This is a genomic window from Aminobacter anthyllidis (assembly GCF_018555685.1).
Classification (GTDB): domain Bacteria; phylum Pseudomonadota; class Alphaproteobacteria; order Rhizobiales; family Rhizobiaceae; genus Aminobacter; species Aminobacter anthyllidis.
This window is the reverse complement of sequence record NZ_JAFLWW010000001.1, coordinates 909,528-931,877: the sequence shown is the minus strand read 5'-3', so window position 1 is coordinate 931,877 and position 22,350 is coordinate 909,528. Positions and strand designations below refer to the sequence as shown.

Genomic DNA, 22,350 nt, shown 5'->3' with positions numbered 1-22,350 from the left:
TTCGTCGCGCCTTTGAACATCTTTCTTTGAGGATGGCGTCGATTCCGGCGCCTCATGGCATCATGGCTCGTTTTCGTATCGATCTGCGCGGCGGTGCTTTCCGCAGCGTTCTGGGTTTCACTTTCAGACACTGGCAGCGGCAGCCAGTTAGGCTCGTCATCATCTCGGCGGCCGTGCTCGTCTCAACGATGGCTGACGTCTTGACACCGCTCTATTCGGGTCGGCTGATCGACGCCGTGGCCAGTGGCGCCGCGACAAACGAAGTGGCCTGGAACGCCGCACTTGCCGCGTTCTTCACCTTGCTCGCGCTGGCCACGGGCTCGCTGGTGTTCCGCCACATCGCTTTTGTCGGCATCATCGAGCTGACGCTCAAGATGATGTCCGATATCGCCCAGGATGCGTTCCATCGCGTCCAGCGCTTCTCCACCGACTGGCACGCCAACAGCTTCGCCGGCTCGACGGTGCGCAAGGTGACGCGTGGCATGTGGGCGCTCGACCTGCTCAACGACACGCTGCTCGTGGCGCTGCTGCCTTCCTTCGTGATGCTGCTCGGCTCGACGATCCTGCTCGGCTGGCACTGGCCGATGATGGGGCTGATCATTGCCGCAGGCTCCATCATCTTCATCGGCCAGACGGTGCTGATGTCGCTCGGCTTCGTTGCGCCGGCGGCAAGTCTCGCCAATAGCTGGGACACGCGGCTCGGCGGTTCTTTGGCCGACGCCGTCAGCTGCAACTCGGTGGTCAAGGCCTTTGGCGCCGAGGAGCGCGAGGAGGGCCGGCTAGCCAAGGTGATCGCCAAGTGGCGTCACCGCACGGGGCGCACCTGGATGCGCGGCACGATCAATGGCACGTCGCAGAACATCACGCTGGTGCTGCTGCGTGCCGCGATCATCGGTTTCGCCCTGTTTCTGTGGTCGAGCGGGCAGGCAAGTGCTGGCGACATCGCCTTCGTGCTGACCTCGTTCTTCCTGCTGCAGGGCTATCTGCGCGATGTCGGCATGCACATCCGCAACCTGCAGCGCTCGGTCAACGACATGGAGGAGCTTGTCGACATCCAGGGCCAGCCGCTCGGCGTCGCTGATCGTGCCGGCTCCAAGGCGATCCAGATCCGCGATGGCGGCATCGAGTTCGATCACGTGACGTTCCACTACGGCACGCATGCACTGCCGCTCTACCGGGACTTCTCGGTGTCGATCAAGCCGGGCGAGCGGGTCGGTCTTGTCGGCCACTCCGGCTCGGGCAAGACGACTTTCGTCAAGCTGATCCAGCGGCTCTACGATGTCGGTGACGGCCGGATCACGATCGACGGGCAGGACATTGCCAAGGCGACGCAGTCGTCGCTGCGTCAGCAAATCGCGATCGTCCAGCAGGAGCCGATCCTGTTCCACCGTTCGCTGGCCGAGAACATCGCCTATGCCCGGCCAGGTGCGACTCAGGCCGAGATCGAGCACGCGGCAAAGCTCGCCAGCGCGCACGACTTCATCCAGCGCCTGCCTAAGGGCTATGGCACACTGGTGGGCGAACGCGGTGTCAAGCTGTCGGGCGGCGAGCGCCAGCGCGTGGCCATCGCCCGTGCGTTCCTGGCCGACGCGCCGATCCTGATTCTCGACGAGGCGACGTCCAGCCTCGATTCGGAATCGGAGGTGCTGATCCAGCAAGCGATGGAACGGCTGATGGTCGGGCGCACGACGCTGATCATCGCGCACCGTCTGTCCACTGTGCGTTCGCTCGACCGGCTGCTCGTTTTCGATCGCGGCGAGATAGTTGAGGAAGGCCGGCACGAAGCGCTGGTTCGCAGAGATGGCGGCATCTACCGCCGCCTGTTCGAACGCCAGGCACTGGAGCTCACCAAAGGGCTCGTCTAAATCAGGAGCGGGCCGCGAGAGATCGCGGCCCGCTCGTCATTTGCAAATAGGCCGCAAGCAGATGTAGCCCCTTTGGCCGGCTTCCATTCGCGCCGTGGTTGCTTTATTTCTGGTGCAGAGGTGCGGGGGCGCCGCCTTGTCAACGCAAAAGCCTTCCGCTACGCCCCGATCATGACAGTAACAGTTCGCTTCGCCCCTTCGCCCACCGGCCGCATCCACATCGGCAATGCGCGCACGGCCCTGTTCAATTGGCTGTTCGCCCTCAAGCACAAGGGGCGGTTCGTCCAGCGCTTCGACGACACCGACGTCGAGCGCTCGCGCCAGGAATTCGCAGACTCGATTCTCTACGATCTGCATTGGCTCGGCATCTTCCCCGACCAGACCGAGTATCAGTCGCGCCGCTTTGCCAGCTACGATGCAGCCGTCGACAAGCTCAAGGCATCAGGCGTGCTCTATCCGTGCTACGAAACGCCGGAAGAGCTCGACCTGCGCCGCAAGGTGCGCCGCACGCGTGGGCTTCCGCCGGTCTATGGCCGCGAGGCGCTAAAGCTCACCGCCGACGAGCGCGCGTCCTACGAGCATGACGGGCGCAAGCCGCATTGGCGCTTCCTGCTGCCCAACTTCAAGTCCAATCCGTTCGAGACCGAACGCACCGAAATCCACTGGAACGATGTGGTGCGTGGCGAAGAGACCGTCGACCTGGCGTCGCTGTCCGACCCGGTGCTGGTGCGCGAGGACGGAACCTATCTCTACACGCTGCCGTCCGTGGTCGACGACATCGAGATGGAGATCAGCCACGTCATCCGCGGCGACGACCACGTCACCAACACCGGCGTTCAGATCGCCCTGTTTCGCGCGATCGGCGCCGATCCTCCTGAATTCGGCCATCACAACCTGCTGACGACCGCGTCGGGCGAAGGGCTGTCCAAGCGCACTGGAGCACTTTCGATCGAGAGCCTGCGCGACGGCGGCATCGAACCGATGTCGGTTGCCTCGCTCGCCGTGCTTGTCGGTACATCGGAGAACGTCACGGCAGTGCCGAGTCTGCTCGACCTCGCCGAAAAGTTCGATCCGGCCGCGACCTCCAGGTCGGCCTCGAAATTCGATCCCGACGAGCTCGTGGTGCTCAATCGCGCGCTGCTGCACCACATGTCGTTCGATGAAGTGCGTGACCGCCTGATGGTGCTCGGCGTCAGCGGCGATCATGCCGAGGCGTTCTGGATGGCGGTGCGCGGCAATCTCGACAGGCTGTCGGATGCCGTGTCGTGGTGGCGTATCCTGCGCGAAGGGCCACAGCCGGCTGCCGAAATCGCCGAAGAGGATCGCGAATTCGTCGGCCAGGCGCTCGACCTGCTGCCCGAAGAGCCGTGGGACGGCAATGTCTGGAAGGACTGGACGGCCAAGGTGAAAAAGGCGACCGGCCGCAAGGGCAAGGCGCTGTTCATGCCGCTGAGGCTCGCGCTCACGGGGTTGGAGTCGGGCCCGGAGCTCGCAGATCTATTGCCGCTTGTGGGTCGGGAAGGAACGCTGGCCCGACGGCCCTGACCTTGCGGTTGGGGTCAGGTGCCGGACGCGGCGTCACCGGCGTTTGCGGCTCTTCCGCTGGCTTGGCCTGCGGGGCGCTCGGCACCGGGCGCCCTTCGCCGGCGATGACGGAAAAGTTCCTGTTCAGGCTGACATTGCAGCCGCAGGCGGGCACGCGCGGCAGGTCGACACGCTTGTAGCGATAGGCGGTCGCAAGATTGCGGTAGGGCTGGCCCGAGCGGGCGGAGACCATGCTCTCCTGCGGCTGGCCGGCATTCATGTGATAGAACAGCTCGATCTCGGTTCCCGGACAACTCGCTTCGCAGTTCTTTTCGTCACGCTGGAAATCCGACAGGTCGGCGGCATTGGACATCGGAAAGAAGTAGCCGTCGCAGGTGCGCACACACAAGGTGCGGTACTCGCCGACGCCTTGTTGCTGGCTTCTTCTAACGACGATGTGTTGCGGGTAGCTCTCATTGAAGCTCAGGGTCGTCGTATTCCCGCCACGGATGATGGTCGCGCCGACCCGGTCCTCCGACGGATCGTTGTCCGTGGCTTCTTCCGGTTCATCCGCTTGATCGTTGCAGCCAGCAATCTGCATGGCATCAAGGATGCGGATGCGCTCGCGCCTGACGTTCCTGTTCGGATGCGCGGACTGGCCGTTTAGCTTGCCGAGATTGTCCTCCATCGCGGCGATCTTGGCGTTCAAGGTGGCACATTGGGCGATGATATCGCCCGAGATCGCCCTGCCGCAGCCGAGGTCCGAAGCCCTGATACGGGCAAGATCAATCTGGTCTTGCTGGGTGTTGGCGGCAGCGGAAAACTCGTCCGGCTGGGCGAAGCTGCCGGTTGCCTGCTTGGGCAAGCTCGCCAGTTCGGCCTCGAGCTCAAGGCACTGGGCCGAGGCGGCTAATGACGATCCGGTCGCCAGCATCGACAAGGCAGCGGCAAGCAGCCAGGTAACGCCTGGCTGGCTTCTCAAGATTATGCGTCTGCCGCGCCCGAACATGCCGATCCCATAAGGATAGACTCAACCCTAGCGCCAGCAAGGTTAACCGTTTGTTGGGAAACGGCTAAACCCTACGCTGATCCTCAGGCCGCCGCGTGTGCGCGCTGGGATGCCTCGACGACTGCGAGTGCCGTCATGTTGACGATGCCGCGCGAGGTCACAGACGGCGTCAGGATATGGGCCGGCTGGGCGGTGCCAAGCAGAATCGGGCCGACATGCAGCGCGTCCATCATCGTCTTGACCGTCGTCAGCGCAATGTTTGCCGCGTCGAGATTGGGGAAGACCAGCAGATTGGCTTCACCCTTCAGCGTCGAATGCGGATAGACGCGCTGGCGCAGAACTTCCGACAGCGCCGAATCGCCGTGCATTTCGCCATCGCTGGCGAGTTCCGGGGCGATGCGCTTCAGGATTGCGGCTGCCTCACGCATTTTCTGCGCGCTTTGCGAGTCGCGGGAGCCGAAATTGGAATGCGAAAGCAGCGCCGCCTTGGGCTCGATGCCAAAGCGGCGGATCTCGTCGGCCGCCAGCATCGTCATCTCGGCGATCTCATCGGCGGTCGGGTCGACGGTCACGTAGGTGTCGGTGAAGAACAGCACGCCGCGCTGCGAGATCAGCATCGACAGGGCGGACAAATCGCGATCCTTGACCCCGTCGCGCGCGCCGACGATCAGCGTGACGTTGCGCAGATGCCGTTCGAAACGTCCTTCCAGCCCGCAGATCATGGCGTCCGCATCACCGCGCTTGAGTGCAATTGCCGCGATCACCGTGTTGTTGGTGCGCACCATGGTGCGTGCAGCCTCGGGTGTGATGCCCTGGCGGCCGCCGAGGTCGATCAGGTGGTCGACATAGTGGCGGTAGCGCGGATCGTCCTCGGGATTGATGATGTCGAAATCGACGCCGGGACGGATGCGCAGGCCATAACGCTTGAGCCGGACTTCGATGACATGCGGACGGCCGATCAGGATCGGCTTGGCCAGTCCTTCCTCGAGCACCACCTGGGCGGCGCGCAGTACGCGCTCGTCTTCGCCGTCGGCGTAGATGACGCGCTTGGACGTCGCCTGCTTGGCGTTGGAGAAGATCGGCTTCATCACCAGGCCGGAACGGAAGACGAAGCGGCTGAGCTTTTCGATATAGGCGTTGAAGTCGGCGATCGGGCGAGTCGCAACCCCGGTCTCGCAGGCTGCCTTGGCGACCGCAGGTGCGATCCTGAGGATCAGCCTGGGGTCGAAGGGCGAGGGGATCAGGAAGTCGGGGCCGAATGTCGGCGTCTCGCCGGAATAGGCACGCGCGGCGACATCGGACGGCTCCTCCCGGGCGAGTGCCGCGATGGCGCGCACGGCGGCCATCTTCATTTCTTCGTTGATGGCACGCGCGCCGCAGTCGAGGGCACCGCGGAAGATGTAGGGGAAGCACAGGACGTTGTTGACCTGGTTCGGGAAGTCCGAGCGTCCGGTGCAGATCATCGCATCGGGACGGGCAGCGCGCGCCGCTTCGGGCATGATCTCGGGATTTGGGTTGGCCAGCGCCAGGATCAGTGGCTTATCCGCCATCTCCGACAGCAGCTCCGGCTTCAGAACGCCAGCTGCCGACAGACCGAGGAAGACGTCGGCGCCGCCGATGACATCGGCAAGCACGCGCGCGTTGGTGTCCTTGACGTAAGGGTCCTTCCAGCGGTCCATCTCCTCGACGCGGCCCTTATGGGCGACGCCGAAGCGGTCGGTGACCCAGATGTTTTCGACCTTGGCACCGAGCGACACCAGCAAGTTGAGGCAGGCAAGCGCTGCGGCACCTGCGCCCGATGTGACGATCTTGACGTCCTCGATCTTCTTGCCGGCGAGTTCCAGGCCGTTGAGAACCGCTGCCGCAACGATGATCGCCGTGCCATGCTGGTCGTCATGGAAGACCGGGATGCGCATCTTCGCCTTGAGCTGTTCTTCGACTTCGAAGCACTCGGGCGCCTTGATGTCCTCGAGGTTGATGCCGCCGAAAGTCGGCTCCAGCGCCGAGATCGTGCTGACCATCTGCTCGATCTCGGGCGCGTCGATCTCGATGTCGAAGACGTCGATGCCGGCGAACTTCTTGAACAGGACGGCCTTGCCTTCCATCACCGGCTTGGAGGCCAGCGGGCCGATATTGCCCAGGCCGAGCACGGCGGTGCCGTTGGAGATCACGGCGACCAGATTGGCGCGGCCGGTGTAATCGGCGGCGGTTTCCGGGTCGTCCTTGATGGCGAGGCAGGGTGCTGCGACGCCAGGCGAATAGGCCAAAGCCAGGTCGCGCTGGTTGCCGAGCGGCTTGGTCGCCTGGATTTCGAGCTTGCCGGGAACCGGGTGCTTGTGGAAAAAGAGCGCGGCCTGATCGAGGTCGGAGAGCGCTTCCTTCTTCTTATCGTCCCCGGCCATATCTTGCTCCTTACAGAATCCGCTTCAAAGGCAGTTATTAGCACGACCACGGCATTTTTCGAGGTGTCAACGGCCAGACAGCCGTTGAATCACTTTCAAGTGCCGGAATGGCAATCATTCCAGCTGCTTGACGTAAATTGCTGAGATGCCGATTCAGCCTGTCTGACGCTCAGAACGAGCTGACATAGAGCCCGCCGTCGACCGGAATGTTCTGGCCGGTCATGTATCCGGCATGTACCGAACACAGGAAGGCGCAGATCTGGCCAAATTCCTCCGGTGTGCCAAGCCGCCCTGCGGGAACCTCTGCACTCAACCGGGCACGCCGCGCGGCACCCTGCTCAGGGTCTTCGACGCTGCCAGGCTCATGCGGGCCACGCAGGCGATCGGTGTCGAGCTTGCCCGGCAGCATGTTGTTGATGGTGACGTTGCGGTCGGCAACCGTGCGCGCCACACCCGCCAGGAAGGCGGTAAGGCCGGCGCGGGCGCCGGACGACAGGTCGAGACCGGGAATAGGCGTGTAGACCGACAAGGAGGTGATGTTGACGATGCGGCCGAAGCCACGTTCGGCCATGCCGTCGATCACTGCTTTGATCAGCTCTATCGGCGTGACCATGTTGTTGGTGACGCCTTCGAGGATTTTTGCGCGGTCGAGTTCGCGGAAATCGCGGTATGGCGGACCGCCATTGTTATTGACGAGGATATCGGGCGACGGACAGGCTGCGAGCAGCGCCTTCTGGACTTCGGGATCGGAGACGTCGCCGGCGATCTCCGTGACCTCCACGCCGAATCGCTTGCGGATTTCGCCCGCCGTGCGGCTGAGCGCTGCGGCGTCGCGGCCATTGAGGAAAAGCTCGCACCCAGCCTCGGCCAACGCGATGGCGCAGCCCTTGCCGAGACCGCGGCTCGACGCACAAACGATTGCCTTCTTCCCGCTGATGCCGAGATCCATGATGTGCGTCTCCTGTAGGTGATGCTCCACCCTAGGACCGTCGGCAGATGACTGCAACCGTCATACGGCTGTTGCATGAATCTGGGCATAGCGACCGCGACAGCAACGGGTGAAATGCCATGTCCGGCACCAGCACACGCAGTTTCCGAACGCTTTTCATCTCCGATGTCCATCTGGGCTCGAAGGGTGCGAAGGCCGACTATCTGATCGACTTCCTGCGCCACCACGAGGCCGAGACGATCTACCTCGTCGGGGACATCGTCGACGGCTGGCGCCTGCGCCGGTCCTGGCATTGGCCGCAGACGCACAATGACGTCGTCCAGAAACTGCTGCGCCAGGCACGCAAGGGCACGGCGATCACCTACATCGCCGGCAACCACGACGAATTCGCCCGGATGTTCCAGGGCGTGCACTTCGGCGGCATCGTCGTTGCCGACCGTGCCATCCACGAAGCGGCCGATGGCAAGCGCTTCCTGGTTATTCATGGCGACCAGTTCGACGCGGTGGTGCAGAACGCGCGCTGGCTCGCCTATCTCGGCGACTTTGCCTATGACGCGGCCATGGCGACGAACCGGCTTGTGGCGCGGTTCCGTCGCACCTTCGGCTTGCCCTACTGGTCGTTTTCGTCCTGGGCCAAGGTCAAGGTCAAGAAGGCTGTCAACTTCATCGGCGCTTTCCAGGACGTGCTGACCGAGGAAGCGCGGCGCTCGGAAGTGGACGGCGTCATTTGCGGCCATATCCACCATCCGGCGATCGAAAACTTCGACGGCATCCAGTACATCAACACCGGCGACTGGGTCGAAAACTGCACGGCCGTGGCCGAGGATTTCGACGGCAGCTTCGTCATCCTGCGTTGGCCGCATGTGCTGGCCGGCAAGCTGGTCAACGAACCCTTCGTGCCAATGGTTGTCGACCAGCGTGTCGACAAGGCCGCCGCCTGAACGGAACAGCATCGATGTGCAACTCGAAACATGTCTCGCGCCACAGGGGCGAAGGGCCGGGTCATGCGTCAATCGATGCGTCGCATGCGGCGGAGCCCGTTCTGCGCCGTGCGCAACGTCTCGGTGCTCACGAACGTCCTGCCGAAGCTCTGACACGCGTTGGCCGACAAGGCGTCAGGCGCGTCGCCCAACCTTTGCTCCCTTCGACAGGCGTGGCGGCTTTCGTGCGGCTGACACCCATGATAATGCATCAAGCAAATCGGTGAGGCTTGTTTGGTTCGGGTCACACCCGGACCCGCATACCTGCCATGACACTTCCGCCACTCACGCCAGAACAGCAGGTCAAGCCGCGACGCTTTGAACTGCGTATCTCCCTGCTTTTTGCGGCGCTCTTTGTGCCGATGGGCGTGCATCTGCCTTATTTTCCACTGTGGCTCGAAGCCAAGGGGTTCGACCCCGAGCAGATCGCCATCGTCTTGTCGGCGCCGATGTTCCTGCGCGTCATCACAACGCCGCTGATCGCCGCCATGGCCGATCGCGCCAGGGACCGCGCCAACGTCTTCATCTTCCTGGCTGCATCGTCCTTGCTTCTGTCGCTCGGCTATTTCCTCGAGCCGACCTACCTCATCGTCTTGGCCGTCTCGCTGGCATTGGCGGTGGTGTGGACGCCACATTCGCCGATAGCCGACTCACTGGCATTGTCAGGTGTCCGCCGCTTCGGGTCGGACTATGCGGCGATGCGGATCTGGGGTTCGATCGCGTTCCTGGCCGGTAGCCTTGGGGCAGGGTTCATCCTGTCGCTGACGGGGGCCGACGCGGTGCCGGCGATCATCTCGATCGGCCTGCTCGGCTGCTTCCTGATGTCGTTCATCACGCCGCGCCTCGGTCGACCGCGCATGGCCTCGCCGCTCTCGGCGACGGACATGCAGGCGGCCCCAAAGTTGTTCAACCGCTACTTCCTGCTCATGGCCGGTGGCACCGGCGTCATCATCGGCAGCCATGGTTTTCTCTACGGCTTCGTCTCGATTTACTGGAAATCGCTTGGCATCAACGAGACGATTGTAGGGCTTTTGTGGAGCTGGGGCGTGGCGGCCGAGATCGTCATGTTCATGTTCTTCACACGGCTGTTCGGCTCTAAGTCGACGGCCCTGGTGCTTGTGCTGGCCGGTGCCGGCGCCATTGTCCGCTGGATTGCATACCCGTTGATCTGGCCGCTCGGCCTGGGGGTTCCCGGCTTCTTCGCGGTGCAAAGCCTTCACGCGGTGTCGACCGCACTGGTGCTGATCGGCGTACAGAAGCTGATCGCCGAGTCGGTGCCCGAAGAACGCACGGGTGCTGCCCAAGGCGTTGCCTACTTCGCCAATGGCATGTCGATGGCAATCGTGACGCTGCTTTCGGGGCCGCTCTACCAACGGTTTGGCGTCAACGGCTTTTATTTCATGGCCGTCGTTGCTGCCTGCGCCATCGTGCTTGTGGTGCTGGCGTCCCGCTCAGCCCCAAAGCTCGGGCAGGGGCGGCGACACCATTGAACCGTCGTAGACAAGCCCCTGCGAACGGTCGCGCGCCAGAAGCAGCGGGCCGTCGAGGTCGACGAACTCTGCTCCCTGGGCAAGCAGCACCGCAGGCGCCATGGCGAGTGACGTGCCGACCATGCAGCCGACCATGATCTGGAATCCAAGGACGCGGGCCTGATCGCGCAGTTCGAGTGCTGCTGTCAGCCCGCCAGACTTGTCGAGCTTGATGTTGACCGCATCGTAGAGGCCCTTGAGCTCTGCGAGATCGGCGGCGGTATGGACGCTTTCGTCGGCGCAGATGGGTACCGGATGCGGGATACGGCCAAGGACCTGGTCGGCGCCGGCCGGCAGTGGCTGTTCGATCAGCGCGATGCCAAGCTCGGCGGCAGCCGCGAGATTTTCCACGATATTGTCATCGGTCCAGCCTTCGTTGGCATCGAGGATGAGGCGGCTGTTGGGCGCGGCTTCAGTCACGGCGCGGATGCGGGCGATGTCGTTGTCACTACCGATCTTGACCTTGAGCAGCGGACGCGAGGCGTTGGCACGTGCCTGGGCCGCCATCGCCTCCGGTTCGCCAAGCGACAGTGTATAGGCGGTCTCGAGCGCCAGCGGTGCAACAATGCCGAGCCTGTCCTTGACCCGTACGCCGCTGATCTTCGCTTCGAGGTCCCAAAGCGCGCAGTCGACGGCGTTGCGCGCGGCCCCCGCCGACATCCGCGTCAGCAGGTCGGCGCGCGAAGCACCATCCTCGATTGTGCGGCGCACCTGTTCGATCGCCTCGGCCACGCTCGCCATGGTCTCGCCGTAGCGCTTGTAGGGCACGCACTCGCCGCGTCCGACGAAGCCTGATTCGGCGATTTCACAGGTGATGACTTCGGCTTCGGTCTTGGAACCACGCGAGATGGTGAACGTTCCGGCGATGGGAAAGCGCTCTTCAACAACCGAAAGGACACGCGACATGAAAATCTGCTCCGTTCAACTGCTTGGCGTGGTTACGAAAATCGACATGCTGCAGCCGACGCGTTAAGTAGTGTGCCATGTTGACCATCGGCAAACGGGAAGCAAGCGGCGGGGCAGCCGACGGCCGAGACCACCGACCGCAGGTTGCGGTGGCGGAGCGCGGAGGCGTGCTTGCCTGCGTGTTCACCGGTATATGGACCACCCGTACTGTTGCCTTCATCGATGCCGAAATGCGCAAGATCGAAGCGCGCAAAGATTTCACGAAATTGTCGCTCGATCTTTCCGGCATCGAGAAGATGGACACCGCCGGCGCCTGGGTCATCGACCGGCTTGTCAGTGCCAATGAAAAGAAGGGCGTCGAGATCAGGATGGAAGGCCATAGCGAGGTGGCCAAGATCCTGCTCGGCGCTGTCGGCGAGGCGGTGAGGCGCGAGGGCCAGGCGGCCGGACCCGCGCTTCCGAACATGTTCATGCGTATGTTGGAGGCGATCGGCCGGCGCGTCTACGAAATGCGCGACGACTTCGTGGCCTCGATGAACATCCTTGGCGCCACCATACGCGGCGCCCAGATGAAGCTCGGGCGCGGCCATGCGGTCAATCCCGCCGCCATCTTCAACCAGATCGACCGCATGGGCGTCGGCGCCATCCCGGTCGTCGTGCTGATGTCGGCGATCGTCGGTGCCATCGTCGCACAGCAAGGTGCCTATCAGCTCAGCTATTTCGGTGCTGATATCTTCGTTGTCGACCTCGTCGGCGTGCTGGTGCTGCGCGAACTTGGCGTGCTGATGACGGCGATCATGATCGCCGGCCGTTCCGGCAGCGCGATCACCGCCGAGATCGGCTCGATGAAGATGCGCGAAGAGGTCGACGCGCTGACCGTTATCGGCCTCAACCCCATTGGCGTGCTTGTCTTTCCAAGGCTGGTGGCACTGGTCATCGCGTTGCCGTGCCTCACTATCATCGCCAACTTCGCCGCCCTTGGCGGTGGAATTCTTGCGGCATGGCTTTATTCCGACATCCCGCCGGCTGCCTTCATCGACCGCCTGCGTCTGGCGATCGACCTCAGCACCATCTCCGCGGGTCTGATCAAGGCGCCGTTCATGGCATTGATCATCGGCACCATCGCTTCAGTCGAGGGCATGAAGGTTGGCGGCAGCGCTGAATCGCTTGGTCTCCATGTCACCGCGTCGGTGGTCAAGGCCATCTTTGTCGTCATCATTCTCGATGGCCTGTTTGCCATGTTCTATGCAGCGATCAACTTCTGACATGGCAAGCCGCACAAAGACCATCCAAGTGGAAAGCCACGGCCCGGAAGCCCGAGGCGAGATTGTGCTTTCAGTGCGCGACCTGACTGTGGCCTTTGGCGAGAAGGTCATCCTGGAAAAACTCGACCTGGATATCCGGCGCGGCGAGATCCTCGGTTTTGTTGGTGCCTCGGGCGCCGGCAAGTCGGTGCTGTTGCGCACCATCCTCGGCCTGATCCACAAGCGCTCGGGCAAGATCAAGCTGTTCGACGTCGACCTTGAAGCGGCGAGCGAGGAGGAACGGCTCAGGATCGACATGCGGCTCGGCATGCTGTTCCAGCACGGCGCGCTGTTTTCGGCGCTCACGGTGCTGGAAAACGTCCAGGTGCCGATGCGCGAATATCTCGACCTGCCGAAAAGGCTGATGGACGAACTCGCCATGCTCAAGATCGAGCTTGTCGGGTTGCCACCAGATGCCGCAGGCAAATTCCCATCCGAACTTTCCGGCGGCATGATCAAGCGCGCGGCGTTGGCCCGTGCCCTGGCATTGGACCCCGACATCGTCTTCCTCGACGAGCCGACATCTGGCCTCGATCCGATCGGTGCGGCGGAGTTCGACGAACTGGTCGGCAAGATGCGCGATACGATGGGATTGACCGTCTACATGGTCACCCACGACCTCGACAGCCTGTTTTCGGTCTGCGACCGGGTCGCCGTTCTGGGCGACAAGAAGGTTCTGGTCGAAGGCACGATCGAAGACATGCTCAAGAGCGAAGAACCGTGGGTAAAATCCTATTTTCGAGGAAAACGTGCACGGCAGCTTGATCTTGCCGCAAGGGCATAGAATGGAATGATGTGATGGAGACTAGGGCCAACTACGTCATTGTCGGCATCTTCACGCTGTTTGCGGTCCTGGCCGCCTTTGCTTTCGTCTATTGGACGGCGGCAATCGGCGAGCGCGGCGAGACGGCGACGTTGCGCGTGCGCATTCCGGGCTCCGCATCGGGGCTGGCCAGGGGCAGTTTCGTGCTGTTCAACGGCGTCAAGGTTGGCGACGTCAAGCGCGTCTACCTCGACATATCCAATCCTGAGGTGGCGATCGCCGACACCGAGATCGACAAGCTGACGCCGATCACGCAGTCGACCCAGGCGGACATTGGCCTTGCCGGCCTGACCGGACAGGCCAATATCGAGCTCAAGGGCGCCAACATCAAGGAACCCAACCTGCTCGATCAGGCCGAGGCTGAGGGCAAGATCGCCGAGATCGTCGCAAATCCATCGGCTGTGACCAATCTGCTGCAGACCGCGCAGGACATCTTCAAGCGCGCCGACGCCGTGCTGAACAATCTTGAAGGCTTCACCAACGACGTCCGCGGGCCGCTGACCGAGACCGTCAGCAATGCCCAGAAATTCTCCGAGTCGCTGGCGCGCAATGCCGACGGCGTCGACAAGTTCCTGGCGAGCGTCAGCGCGCTTTCGGAGCAATTGTCGGCGGTTTCGGGCAAGCTCGACGGTACGATCGAGGCCGCGGAAGGGCTGCTCAAGTCGGTCGACCGCGACAAGGTCAAGAACATCGTTGCCAGCGTCGACACCTTCACCAAGAACCTCAGCGCCCAGAGCGATCAGCTCGACGGGATCGTCAAGGGCGTAAACACCGCGGTCGCCTCGATAAACGACTTTGCCCAGAAGACCCAGCAGACGCTGAGCAAGGTGGATGGGGTGCTCGACGGTGTCGATGCGGCGAGCGTACGCGAATCGCTCGACAACATCCGCAAGGCCAGCGAAAGCGCCAACAAGGCAGCCGCCGACGTCGCCAAGGTCACCGACAAGTTCGGCAACCGCGCCGACGACATCGACCAGATGATTTCGGACGCCAAGCAACTGGCGTCGCGTCTCAACCAGGCGTCGGTTCGTGTCGACGGCATCATGGCCAAGGTCGACAAGCTGCTCGGCTCGGGTGAAGCCGAGGGCGTCATGTCGGATGCCAGCGCGACGCTGAAATCGTTCAAGCAGGTTGCCGATACCCTGAACTCGCGGCTGGCGACGATCATGGACGGGCTGTCGCGCTTTTCGGGACAGGGGCTGCGCGACGTCGACGCGCTGGTGCAGGACTCCAGGCGCTCGATCGGCCGTATCGAACAGGCGATTTCCGACCTGGAGCGCAATCCGCAACGCATCATTACCGGCGGCGAGGGCAGCGTGCGCGAGTTCGATGGACGGGTGCGTCGTTGACATCGCCGGCATGCCACACCATGAAAGTAGATGAGGGTGGTTCCCGCACGGCGCGGGTGAGTCTTGTTCGGGGACAGCACGTGAAAGCTGCTAGATCTACTTTGCTGCTTGCCGCAGCGGCGCTTGCGCTGTCCGGCTGCACCTCGCTGTTCGTCAGCACGCCGCCGCCGCTCGACACCTACGAACTGACCGCGCCTGCGGTTGACGGCCGCAATGGCCCGAGCCGCCGCCAGATCCTCATTGCTGAACCTTCGGCGCTCAAGTCGCTCGACGGCCAGAGCATCGTCATCAAGCCGTCACCCGGTTCGATCCAGTTCCTCAAGGGCGCGCAGTGGTCGGACAGGCTGCCGCGCATCGTCCAGGCACGGCTCGCCGAGACCTTCCAGCGCGCTGGGGGCTATATCGGCGTAGGCAAGCCGGGCGAGGGCCTCGCCATCGACTATCAGGTGATCGTTGAGCTGCGCAGCTTCGAGATCAAGGTCGGCGGCAGCGAGCGCGCCGAGGTCGAGCTGTTCGTCCGGATCCTCAACGACCGCAATGGCCAGGTACGCGCCTCGCGCGTCTTCACTGCCAGCGCGCCGGTTTCCGGCACTGGCAACGATGCCTATGCCGCAGCCCTCGACGGGGCGTTCGGCCAGGCTGCGACTGAAATCGTCAAATGGACTGAGACGCTGATCTAGTAGGGTATTGGGGGAATAAGGCAGTAGGGCAGTAGGCCCTGAAATCCTGTTTCTGCTCGCCTTCGTCTTTCTCGCCGCGACAGCGGTGCCAGCGCGCGACCAGCACGCTCTCCAGCAAACCTGGACGCCTTCCAAATTCGGCCAGTAATGGCTTGGACAGCAAAAAGGGCAGTAGGTACCAACCTACTGCCCTATTTCCTTATTGCCATACTGCCCTGGCTTTGCGGCCTGCCTTACTTCAGGCGGCCGGCCGCATGCGCCAGCATGGTGTAGACCTTGCCGGTATCCGAGGTCAGGTAGGTCTTGGTCATGATGCTGTCGCGGTCGTTGCGCGAGACGTCCTTCAACAGCTTCTCGAAGTCGTCGCAATAGCGGTCGACGGCCGAGCGGAACTCGCCATCCGACTGATACTTGCGGCGGATCTCGTCGAAGGTCTGCTGACCCTTCAGCGTATAGAGCCGGCGGGTGAAGACATCGCGCTCGCCGCGGCGATAACGATCCCAGAGCTCGACCGAGGCGTCATGATCGATTGCGCGCGCGATGTCGACCGACAGCGAGTTGAGCGACTCGACGACGTGCAGAGGCGAACGCTGGGACGGTACGGCGCGCGGTTCGGCCTGACCCGAACGAGCCGGCTGCTCTTCACGTGATGCGCCGGTCAGCAGGTCGCGGACCCATCCGCCTTGCTGCTGGCCGCCGCGGCTGGCCTGTTCGCGGGCCGGCTGCTGCGCCGGCGCTGCCGGAGCAGGGCGCTCGATGTCGAGCGTACCACGCAGGGAGGTGCCGGCGAGCGGTGCCGGAGCGGGGCGCTCGGGCTGCGGCTGTGGTGCGGCAGGACGGCGAGCCGGCTGTGCCTGCGGGTTACGCAGCGAGGCGTCGGACACGTCGACGCCGCGGCCGGACTTGGCGACGATCGCCGACAGCTCCTTGAGCGCATTGATCTGCTCGGACACGGCGCGGCGGATGGCCGTTGTCGATTCCTTGGCCTCCTCCGGCATGTCGAGCACGCCCTTCTTGAGTTCGGCGCGGGTGCTTTCAAGCTCGCTCTTGATGGAGCCTGCGGTGCGGCGCATGTCCTCGGTGGCGTCGGCGAAGCGCTTGGTCGCGGTCTCGACGACGTCGGAGATCGCAGCGCGGATCTTATCAGCCGATTCCATGGTCTTGCCTTCGGCGTTCTCCAGCGTCTGGCCGACGAGGCGCTCGAATGACTGCATGACGCGCTCCAGGTCTTCCGACTTCTTGACCAGGCCGACGGCGAGGTCTTCCAGCGACGACTGGCGCTCGAGCGTGTGCTCGAGGTTGCTCTGCGCCGACGAAAGCAGGTTGGACGCGCTCGACAGCAGGCGGCTGTGCTCGTCGAATTTGGTGGCGATGGAGGCCACTTCGCGCAGCGTTGTCGACGACAGGTCGGTCAGGCGGTTGGTGTTCGAGTCGACGAGGCGGGCGGCACTCGAGAAGGTCTGTGCTGCCTTTTCGGTCGTCGTTGCGAAGTTGGAGGTGCTGCTGGTCAGGCGCTCGTCGACATTGGCGAGGTTTGCGGTGGCCTGATCGATGAGGTTGCCGAGCTGTGCGCTTGACGTCGTCATGCGACCGATGAGGTCGGCGACGCTTTCGGCGAGCGTTGAGCGTGCGCCCTCGACGGCAGACAGGGTCTCGGCGGTGCGGCTGGCGAGCGCATCAACCAGAGCGGCGTTCTCCGAGCGCAGCTTTTCGGTGGCACGTGCGGTTGCTTCTTCCATCGAGCGGTGCAGCTCGGTGCCGCTTTCGGCGAAACGGTCAACCAGCGGACGCGCCGTCTCGTCGAGGATCTTGGCGATCTCGTTCGAGCGCTCGCTCAGCATCGCGTTGAGTTCACGCGTGTTGGTGCCGATGGTGCGGGCGGCTTCGTTGGTGCTCTGGCCGATATGCTGGCCAACTGCGGTGAAGGTTTCGGCGATCACATTGGCGCGGGCGACGAGCTGTGCCTCGGCCTGCGAGACCTGCTCATTGAGCTTCTGGCCCATCGCTTCCGCACCATAGGCGAGGCGGTTTTCAGCGCTCGAAAGATGCTCGCCGATGCGGGTGGCAACGCCTTCGGCGCCGGCAGCCAGGCGCTCATCGACGTTGGCCAGCGTCTCTTCGATGGCGCGGGCGCGGGCATCGAGATCAGCAGAGGTGCGATGGGCGCGCGCAACGACGCGCTGTTCGGTTTCGTTGAAAGCGCTGGCAATCAGTGCCGCGTGCTCGCCGATGCCGGAAGTGCTCTCGGTGACGCGGGCGGCAAGCTGCCTGCCTGCCTCGTCGAAGGCCTGGCCGATTTCCGAAGCACGGCCGAGCAATGCCTCTGACGTCTGGTCGACGCGCGCGGCGATGCGGCCATCGGCTTCGTCGAAGGCACGGCTGATTTCGGCGGCGCGGCCAAGAAGCGTTTCCGCCGTCTGGTCGACGCGGGCAGCGATTCGGCCGTCGGCCTCCTCGAAGGTCCGGCCGATTTCGGCGGCACGGCCGGCGAGCGTGTCGGCGGTCTGGGCGGCACGTGCGGCAAGCCTTTCGTCAGCTTCCTCGAAGTTGCGGACGATCTCACCGGCACGGCTGCCGAGCGTTGCCGAACTGTCGGCGACGCGGGCGGCGATGCGTTCGTCGGCTGCGTCGAAGATGCGGCTGAGTTCACCGGCACGGCTGCCGAGCGAATCGGCGCCTTCGGCGATGCGGGCGGCGAGCTTCTCGTCGGCGGTATCGAAGATGCGGCCGAGTTCGGAGGCGCGGGCGGCAAGCGCGTCGGCGGATTCGCCGATGCGCATGCCGAGGCGTTCGTCCGCCGTGTCGAAGTTGCGCAGGATGTCGCCGGCGCGGGCCGACAATGCATCCGCGGTTTCGATGGCGCGGGCGATGAGCGAGCGGTCCGCCGCGTCGAAGGTGCTGGCGATCTCGCCTGCCTTGGCCGACAGCGTGTCGGCGGTCTCTTCGGCACGCGCCAGCAGCGCGTTCGACGTCTCGTCGGCACGTGCGGCAAGGCGACGGTCGGCTTCTTCGAAGGCGCGAGAGATGTCTTCAGCACGGGCGAGCAGGGCGCTCGACGTCTGTTCGGCACGCTCTGCAATGACGCGGTCGGCGTCGCTGAAGGCCTTGCCTGCCTCTTCATTGAGGGCGGCGGTCACTTCCATGACCTTTTCGCGCAGGGCGCCGGCAACGAAGACGGCGCTCTTCTCGAGCACGCCGCGGACATTGTCGACACCCAGCGACAGCGCGCGTTCCATGGTGCCGGTGCGCTCTTCGATGACGCCGGTCTGGCGGCGGAAGGTTTCCTCGATCTTCTCGATGTCACCGGCAATCGCGTCGGAAATGTCGACACGGCGGGCAGCGATCTGGTCGATGTGACCTGCAATTGCGAGGTCGATGTCGCGGCGGGCTTCGCCGAGCTTGCCGAGATCCTCATCGAGCGCACGGGCCATCATGTCACGGCCTTCGGCGAGCTTGCCGACGTGGCCTGCGACGATGTTGTCGATGCTGGCGCGGCTGTCGTTCAGCATGGCGAGGTCGGCTTCAAGCGCCTTGGTCAGCGTGTCGCGGCCGGCGGCCAGCTTGTCGACCTGACCGAGCATCATGCCGTCGATCTTGGCAAGGTCGGCTTCGAGCGCACGGCGCAGGATGTCGCGGCCTTCGGCCAGCTTCTCGACCTGACCGGCAACGAGGCCATCGATGCCCGAGCGGCTTTCGGCCAGCTTGGCGAGGTCGTCTTCGAGTGCCATCGACAAGGTGCTGCGTTCGGCGACCAGGCGCTCGGCGTGGCTCGAAACGAGACCCTTGACGCTGTCGAGGTCGGCTTCGAGCGCACGGGCAAGCATCGCACGGTCTTCGGCAAGCTTTTCCGACTGCGAAGCGACGGTGCCGCGGATGGCATTGAGATCGGCTTCGAGGGCACGCTTGAGGATGTCGCGACCTTCGGCGAGTTTCTCGACCTGGCCGGCAACTAGACCGTCGATGCCCGAGCGGCTTTCCGCCAGCTTGGCGAGATCGTCTTCCAGCGCCTTGGACAGCGTGCCGCGCTCGGCGACCAGACGTTCGGCATGGCTCGACACGAGGCCCCTGACGCTGTCGAGGTCGGCTTCGAGCGAACGAGCCAGCATGGCGCGGTCTTCGGCGAGCTTCTCCGACTGCGAGCTGATTGTGTTTTGGATCGCATTGAGGTCGGTTTCGAGGGCACGCTTGAGGATGTCGCGGCCTTCAGCCAGCTTCTCGACTTGGCCGGCAACCAGGCCGTCGATGCTTGAGCGGCTGTCGGCCAGCTTGGCGAGGTCGGCCTCCAGAGTCTTGGAGAGCATGGCACGGTCTTCGGCGAGCTTTTCCGACTGCGAGGTGATCGTGCTGTGGATCGCGTTGAGGTCGGTTTCCAGCGCACGCTTGAGGATGTCGCGGCCTTCGGCCAGCTTCTCGACCTGGCCGGCGACGAGACCGTCGATGCCCGAGCGGCTTTCGGCCAGCTTGGCGAGGTCGGTCTCCAGAGTCTTCGAAAGCAGGGTGCGCTCACCGGCGAGCTTCTCGGCGTGGCCTTCGATCAGGCCGTGGACGTTTGCGATATCGGCTTCCAGGCTGCGCGACAGCTCGGCGCGGTCGGAGGCGATCTTGGACGAATGGCCGTCGACAAGTGCCTTGATGCCGGCAAGGTCGGTTTCGAGCGCGTTGGCAAGGATGGCACGGCCTTCGGCGATCTTCTCGACCTGACCCGCGACGAGGCCATCGATGCTGGTGCGGCTGTCGGCGAGCTTGTTGAGATCGGCTTCGAGCGCACGCGAAAGAATGTTGCGGCCTTCGGCAAGCTTGCCGACGTGGCCGGCGACCATTTCGTCAATGTTCGTACGAGCTTGAACGAGTTTCTCGGAGTCTTCGACGAGCGCCTGGGCAAGCTGTTCACGGCCCTGGGCGAGCTGCCTGAACTGGCCGCTGAGCGTATCGTCGATGGCCTGGCGCGATTGGTCCAGCTTGCGCATGTCATCGTCGAGCGCGCGGGTGATCAGGCTGCGGCCTTCCGCGAGCTTCTGCACCTGGAAGCCGACGGCGGCCTCGATGCTGGCGCGACCCTCGGCAAACTTGCTGAGGTCGTCGCGAAGGGCTGCGGCCATGCGGTCGCGTGCTTCGGAGAGCTTGGTGGTGTGGTCTTCCACGGCCTGCTCGATGCCGACGCGGGCCTCGGAGAGGCGCTGGATGTCGCCGTCGAAGGCGCGCGATACCTGGTGGCGGGCGGCTTCCATGCGGCCGGCGAAATCGCTGGCGCGGGATTCGAGCATCGTCGAGGTTGAGGTGATGATGTCGGCGAGATCGGTGCCGATCTGGGTCTTGCCCTGGTCGATCATCGCAGACAGCGAGTCGCGGCCCTGGACGAAGGTGGTGGCGATTTCGCGTGCGCGTTCGACCAGCGTCTCGTTGATCTGGCGGGCGCGGGCTTCGAGCGCGGCATTGAGCTTGGCAGTGCCGGTGTCGAGCGCTTCGGCGCGGGTCTGGAATTCCCCGATCAGCGCCTGGCCGCGTTCGGCCAGCGTGCGCTCGATGCCGTGCAGGCTTGCCTCGAACTCGGAATTGATCGTCTTGGCAGCGCCGCCGAGAAGGGAAACCATGCCCGAGGTGCGGTTGTCGAGCAGGTCGGTCAGCGAGCGGGTCACCTCGTCGGTGCTCTGCGTCAGCTTGGCGATACGCGTGTCAAGCAGGCTGGCGAAGGCCTCGCCCGACGTCGACAGGCGGTCGCTGAGCGAATCCATGCGGTTGTCGATCGCCTCGAACAGGCCCATGCCGCCTTCGTTGATGCGGTCGATGAGCGTGTCGCCGGAATTGGTGATCGTCATCGACAGCTTGGTCGAGGCATTCAGGATGCTGTCGCGGATGATATCGCTGGCCGAGCCGAGCTCGTCGCGCAGCGTCTCATGGGCGCCGGAGATCGAGGCGCGGACGCGCTCGGCGTGGGAGACAACGGCCTCGCGCTCGCTGCCGAGGCCATCGACGAGCGAACGGATGCGGGCGGCGTTTTCGGAATAGGAGCGCTCGATCTGGTTGACTTCGGTGTGGACGAGCGTCTCGAGCTCGACGGCACGCGCCAGCGTGCGCTCGATGCCTTCGCCCATGGCGGCCACTTCGCGGCGCACGGCCTGGCCGACCATCATGACGCGGTCCTGCGCCATGTTTTCGGGCTCGGCGAGGCGGAAGGCGACTTCCGTCATCGACTGCGCGGCAATGCGCATTTCCTGGGCGCGGCGGATCATCGCGGCAAAGGCCCAGAACAGCGCGATCGGCACGATGGTGGCGACGAGCAGCATCAGCAGGCCAGGGCGCGCCAGGGCGTCGTCGAAGGAGCGGATGGTCCAGATGCTTGGGGCGACAATGCGGTCGGCAAGAGCGACGGCGCCGGCAACCCAGGCAACGGAAACCAGCCCGACCATCCAGTAGATGGTGCTGGAGGCGCGGCGGTTGAGGCTGTGCAGCAGCGACTTGTAATCCTTGGCGCGGTCGTCGTTCGCCGGCTTGAAGCCTTCAGGCTGCAGCGGGCGGGTCTCGACGGGGCGCAATTGGGTCGGCGGCTCGGCCGCACGTGCGACCGGAGCGGGCTCGGCTTTCGGCGCCGCAGCCTTCTGCTTGCGGCCTTCGCGCGCCAATTCTTCGGCTGCCTGCGAAATCTGCGCTTCGAGATCGTCCATCGATGCGGCCATGTCGAGGCCGCCGTCATCGGCGCCGCTCAAGTCGAGGTCGAGCGCCTGCTCGAGCTCCTTGGCTACGTCGAGATCGAGGTTCTTGGTCGGAGTGGATTTCTTCGCCATGCCTTCGCTACCCTGTACTAAAGACGCGGAATCTCTGGACTTTTTGTCCTATTTTTGACCGCGTTCGAGGCTCAATATGGACCGCCCGTATCGTAGTGACACAATCGGGTAAAGAAAACATGCATTCGCCCCGATACGTAAAAGTTTAAATATAAGGTTAACACTGCGGTGATTATTGGCCCCGATCCCGCAGGGTTCCGGGCTTTGGCAGGTTAACGGGTTATCCACATGGACGCCCTAGCTTACCA

General features: G+C 63.8%; 13 protein-coding genes. 8 read left to right on the top strand and 5 right to left on the bottom strand.

The window, feature by feature from the left end; translation table 11 throughout:
• The first annotated feature begins 62 nt into the window (after positions 1-62).
• Positions 63-1,865: an ABC transporter ATP-binding protein gene (locus J1C56_RS04845; protein ID WP_214386462.1), complete on the top strand. Its 1,803-nt coding sequence runs from the start codon at positions 63-65 to the stop codon at positions 1,863-1,865.
• A 171-nt stretch (positions 1,866-2,036) separates the two neighbouring features.
• Positions 2,037-3,410 carry a glutamate--tRNA ligase gene (gene gltX / locus J1C56_RS04840; RefSeq protein ID WP_214386460.1) on the top strand — a complete coding sequence of 458 codons (1,374 nt, stop codon included), beginning with the start codon at positions 2,037-2,039 and terminating at the stop codon, positions 3,408-3,410.
• Here the strand turns inward: gltX and J1C56_RS04835 are convergent.
• From J1C56_RS04835 to J1C56_RS04825, 3 genes are all read right to left on the bottom strand, one after another.
• Positions 3,328-4,371 (bottom strand): DUF2865 domain-containing protein, encoded by a 1,044-nt coding sequence (locus J1C56_RS04835; RefSeq protein WP_214386458.1) that lies wholly within the window; start codon positions 4,369-4,371, stop codon positions 3,328-3,330. The two genes, gltX and J1C56_RS04835, sit on opposite strands and share 83 nt — an antisense overlap.
• Before the next feature lie 110 nt (positions 4,372-4,481).
• The gene (locus tag J1C56_RS04830; protein ID WP_214386456.1) at positions 4,482-6,800 is read right to left on the bottom strand and encodes an NADP-dependent malic enzyme; all 2,319 of its coding nucleotides are present in this window, start codon (positions 6,798-6,800) and stop codon (positions 4,482-4,484) included.
• Between the two features lie 169 nt (positions 6,801-6,969).
• Complete coding sequence (locus tag J1C56_RS04825) at positions 6,970-7,749, bottom strand: SDR family oxidoreductase (protein WP_214386454.1); 780 nt, start codon at positions 7,747-7,749, stop codon at positions 6,970-6,972.
• Between the two features lie 119 nt (positions 7,750-7,868).
• On the opposite strand from J1C56_RS04825, the gene J1C56_RS04820 reads away from it, so the two are divergent.
• Both J1C56_RS04820 and J1C56_RS04815 read left to right on the top strand, forming a co-directional pair.
• Complete coding sequence (locus J1C56_RS04820) at positions 7,869-8,690, top strand: UDP-2,3-diacylglucosamine diphosphatase (protein WP_214386452.1); 822 nt, start codon at positions 7,869-7,871, stop codon at positions 8,688-8,690.
• A 308-nt stretch (positions 8,691-8,998) separates the two neighbouring features.
• Positions 8,999-10,219, top strand: a complete 1,221-nt coding sequence (locus J1C56_RS04815) for an MFS transporter (RefSeq protein WP_214386450.1) — start codon at positions 8,999-9,001, stop codon at positions 10,217-10,219.
• On the opposite strand, the gene dgcA is transcribed toward J1C56_RS04815, so the two are convergent.
• A complete protein-coding gene (gene dgcA, locus J1C56_RS04810; RefSeq protein WP_214386448.1) occupies positions 10,181-11,164 on the bottom strand; it encodes an N-acetyl-D-Glu racemase DgcA in 984 nt (327 codons plus the stop codon). The genes J1C56_RS04815 and dgcA overlap by 39 nt on opposite strands.
• Before the next feature lie 77 nt (positions 11,165-11,241).
• Between dgcA and J1C56_RS04805 the strand changes: the two genes are divergently transcribed.
• The 4 genes from J1C56_RS04805 to J1C56_RS04790 all read left to right on the top strand — a co-directional run bounded on the left by J1C56_RS04805 (position 11,242) and on the right by J1C56_RS04790 (position 15,320).
• Positions 11,242-12,429, top strand: a complete 1,188-nt coding sequence (locus J1C56_RS04805; protein ID WP_214386446.1) for an ABC transporter permease — start codon at positions 11,242-11,244, stop codon at positions 12,427-12,429.
• 1 nt (position 12,430) lies between these two features.
• Positions 12,431-13,252 (top strand): ABC transporter ATP-binding protein, encoded by an 822-nt coding sequence (locus J1C56_RS04800; RefSeq protein WP_214386444.1) that lies wholly within the window; start codon positions 12,431-12,433, stop codon positions 13,250-13,252.
• 14 nt (positions 13,253-13,266) lie between these two features.
• Entirely contained in the window at positions 13,267-14,640 is a 1,374-nt protein-coding gene (locus J1C56_RS04795) for an MlaD family protein (RefSeq protein ID WP_214386442.1), read from the top strand.
• Positions 14,641-14,720: 80 nt separating this feature from the next.
• Complete coding sequence (locus tag J1C56_RS04790; RefSeq protein ID WP_338001398.1) at positions 14,721-15,320, top strand: ABC-type transport auxiliary lipoprotein family protein; 600 nt, start codon at positions 14,721-14,723, stop codon at positions 15,318-15,320.
• 233 nt (positions 15,321-15,553) lie between these two features.
• Here J1C56_RS04790 and J1C56_RS04785 read toward each other — a convergent pair whose 3' ends face one another.
• Positions 15,554-22,102 carry a kinesin gene (locus J1C56_RS04785; RefSeq protein ID WP_214386438.1) on the bottom strand — a complete coding sequence of 2,183 codons (6,549 nt, stop codon included), beginning with the start codon at positions 22,100-22,102 and terminating at the stop codon, positions 15,554-15,556.
• Between the last annotated feature and the right edge of the window lie 248 nt (positions 22,103-22,350).

Bases quoted from the DNA above. Each gene is read 5' to 3' on its own strand.
- J1C56_RS04800 (WP_214386444.1), top strand. From the start codon at position 12,431: ATGGCAAGCCGCACAAAGACCATCCAAGTGGAAAGCCACGGCCCGGAA.
- J1C56_RS04845 (WP_214386462.1), top strand. From the start codon at position 63: ATGGCTCGTTTTCGTATCGATCTGCGCGGCGGTGCTTTCCGCAGCGTT.
- J1C56_RS04805 (WP_214386446.1), top strand. From the start codon at position 11,242: ATGTTGACCATCGGCAAACGGGAAGCAAGCGGCGGGGCAGCCGACGGC.
- gltX (WP_214386460.1), top strand. From the start codon at position 2,037: ATGACAGTAACAGTTCGCTTCGCCCCTTCGCCCACCGGCCGCATCCAC.
- J1C56_RS04815 (WP_214386450.1), top strand. From the start codon at position 8,999: ATGACACTTCCGCCACTCACGCCAGAACAGCAGGTCAAGCCGCGACGC.
- dgcA (WP_214386448.1), bottom strand. From the start codon at position 11,164: ATGTCGCGTGTCCTTTCGGTTGTTGAAGAGCGCTTTCCCATCGCCGGA.
- J1C56_RS04795 (WP_214386442.1), top strand. From the start codon at position 13,267: ATGGAGACTAGGGCCAACTACGTCATTGTCGGCATCTTCACGCTGTTT.
- J1C56_RS04830 (WP_214386456.1), bottom strand. From the start codon at position 6,800: ATGGCCGGGGACGATAAGAAGAAGGAAGCGCTCTCCGACCTCGATCAG.
- J1C56_RS04785 (WP_214386438.1), bottom strand. From the start codon at position 22,102: ATGGCGAAGAAATCCACTCCGACCAAGAACCTCGATCTCGACGTAGCC.
- J1C56_RS04820 (WP_214386452.1), top strand. From the start codon at position 7,869: ATGTCCGGCACCAGCACACGCAGTTTCCGAACGCTTTTCATCTCCGAT.
- J1C56_RS04825 (WP_214386454.1), bottom strand. From the start codon at position 7,749: ATGGATCTCGGCATCAGCGGGAAGAAGGCAATCGTTTGTGCGTCGAGC.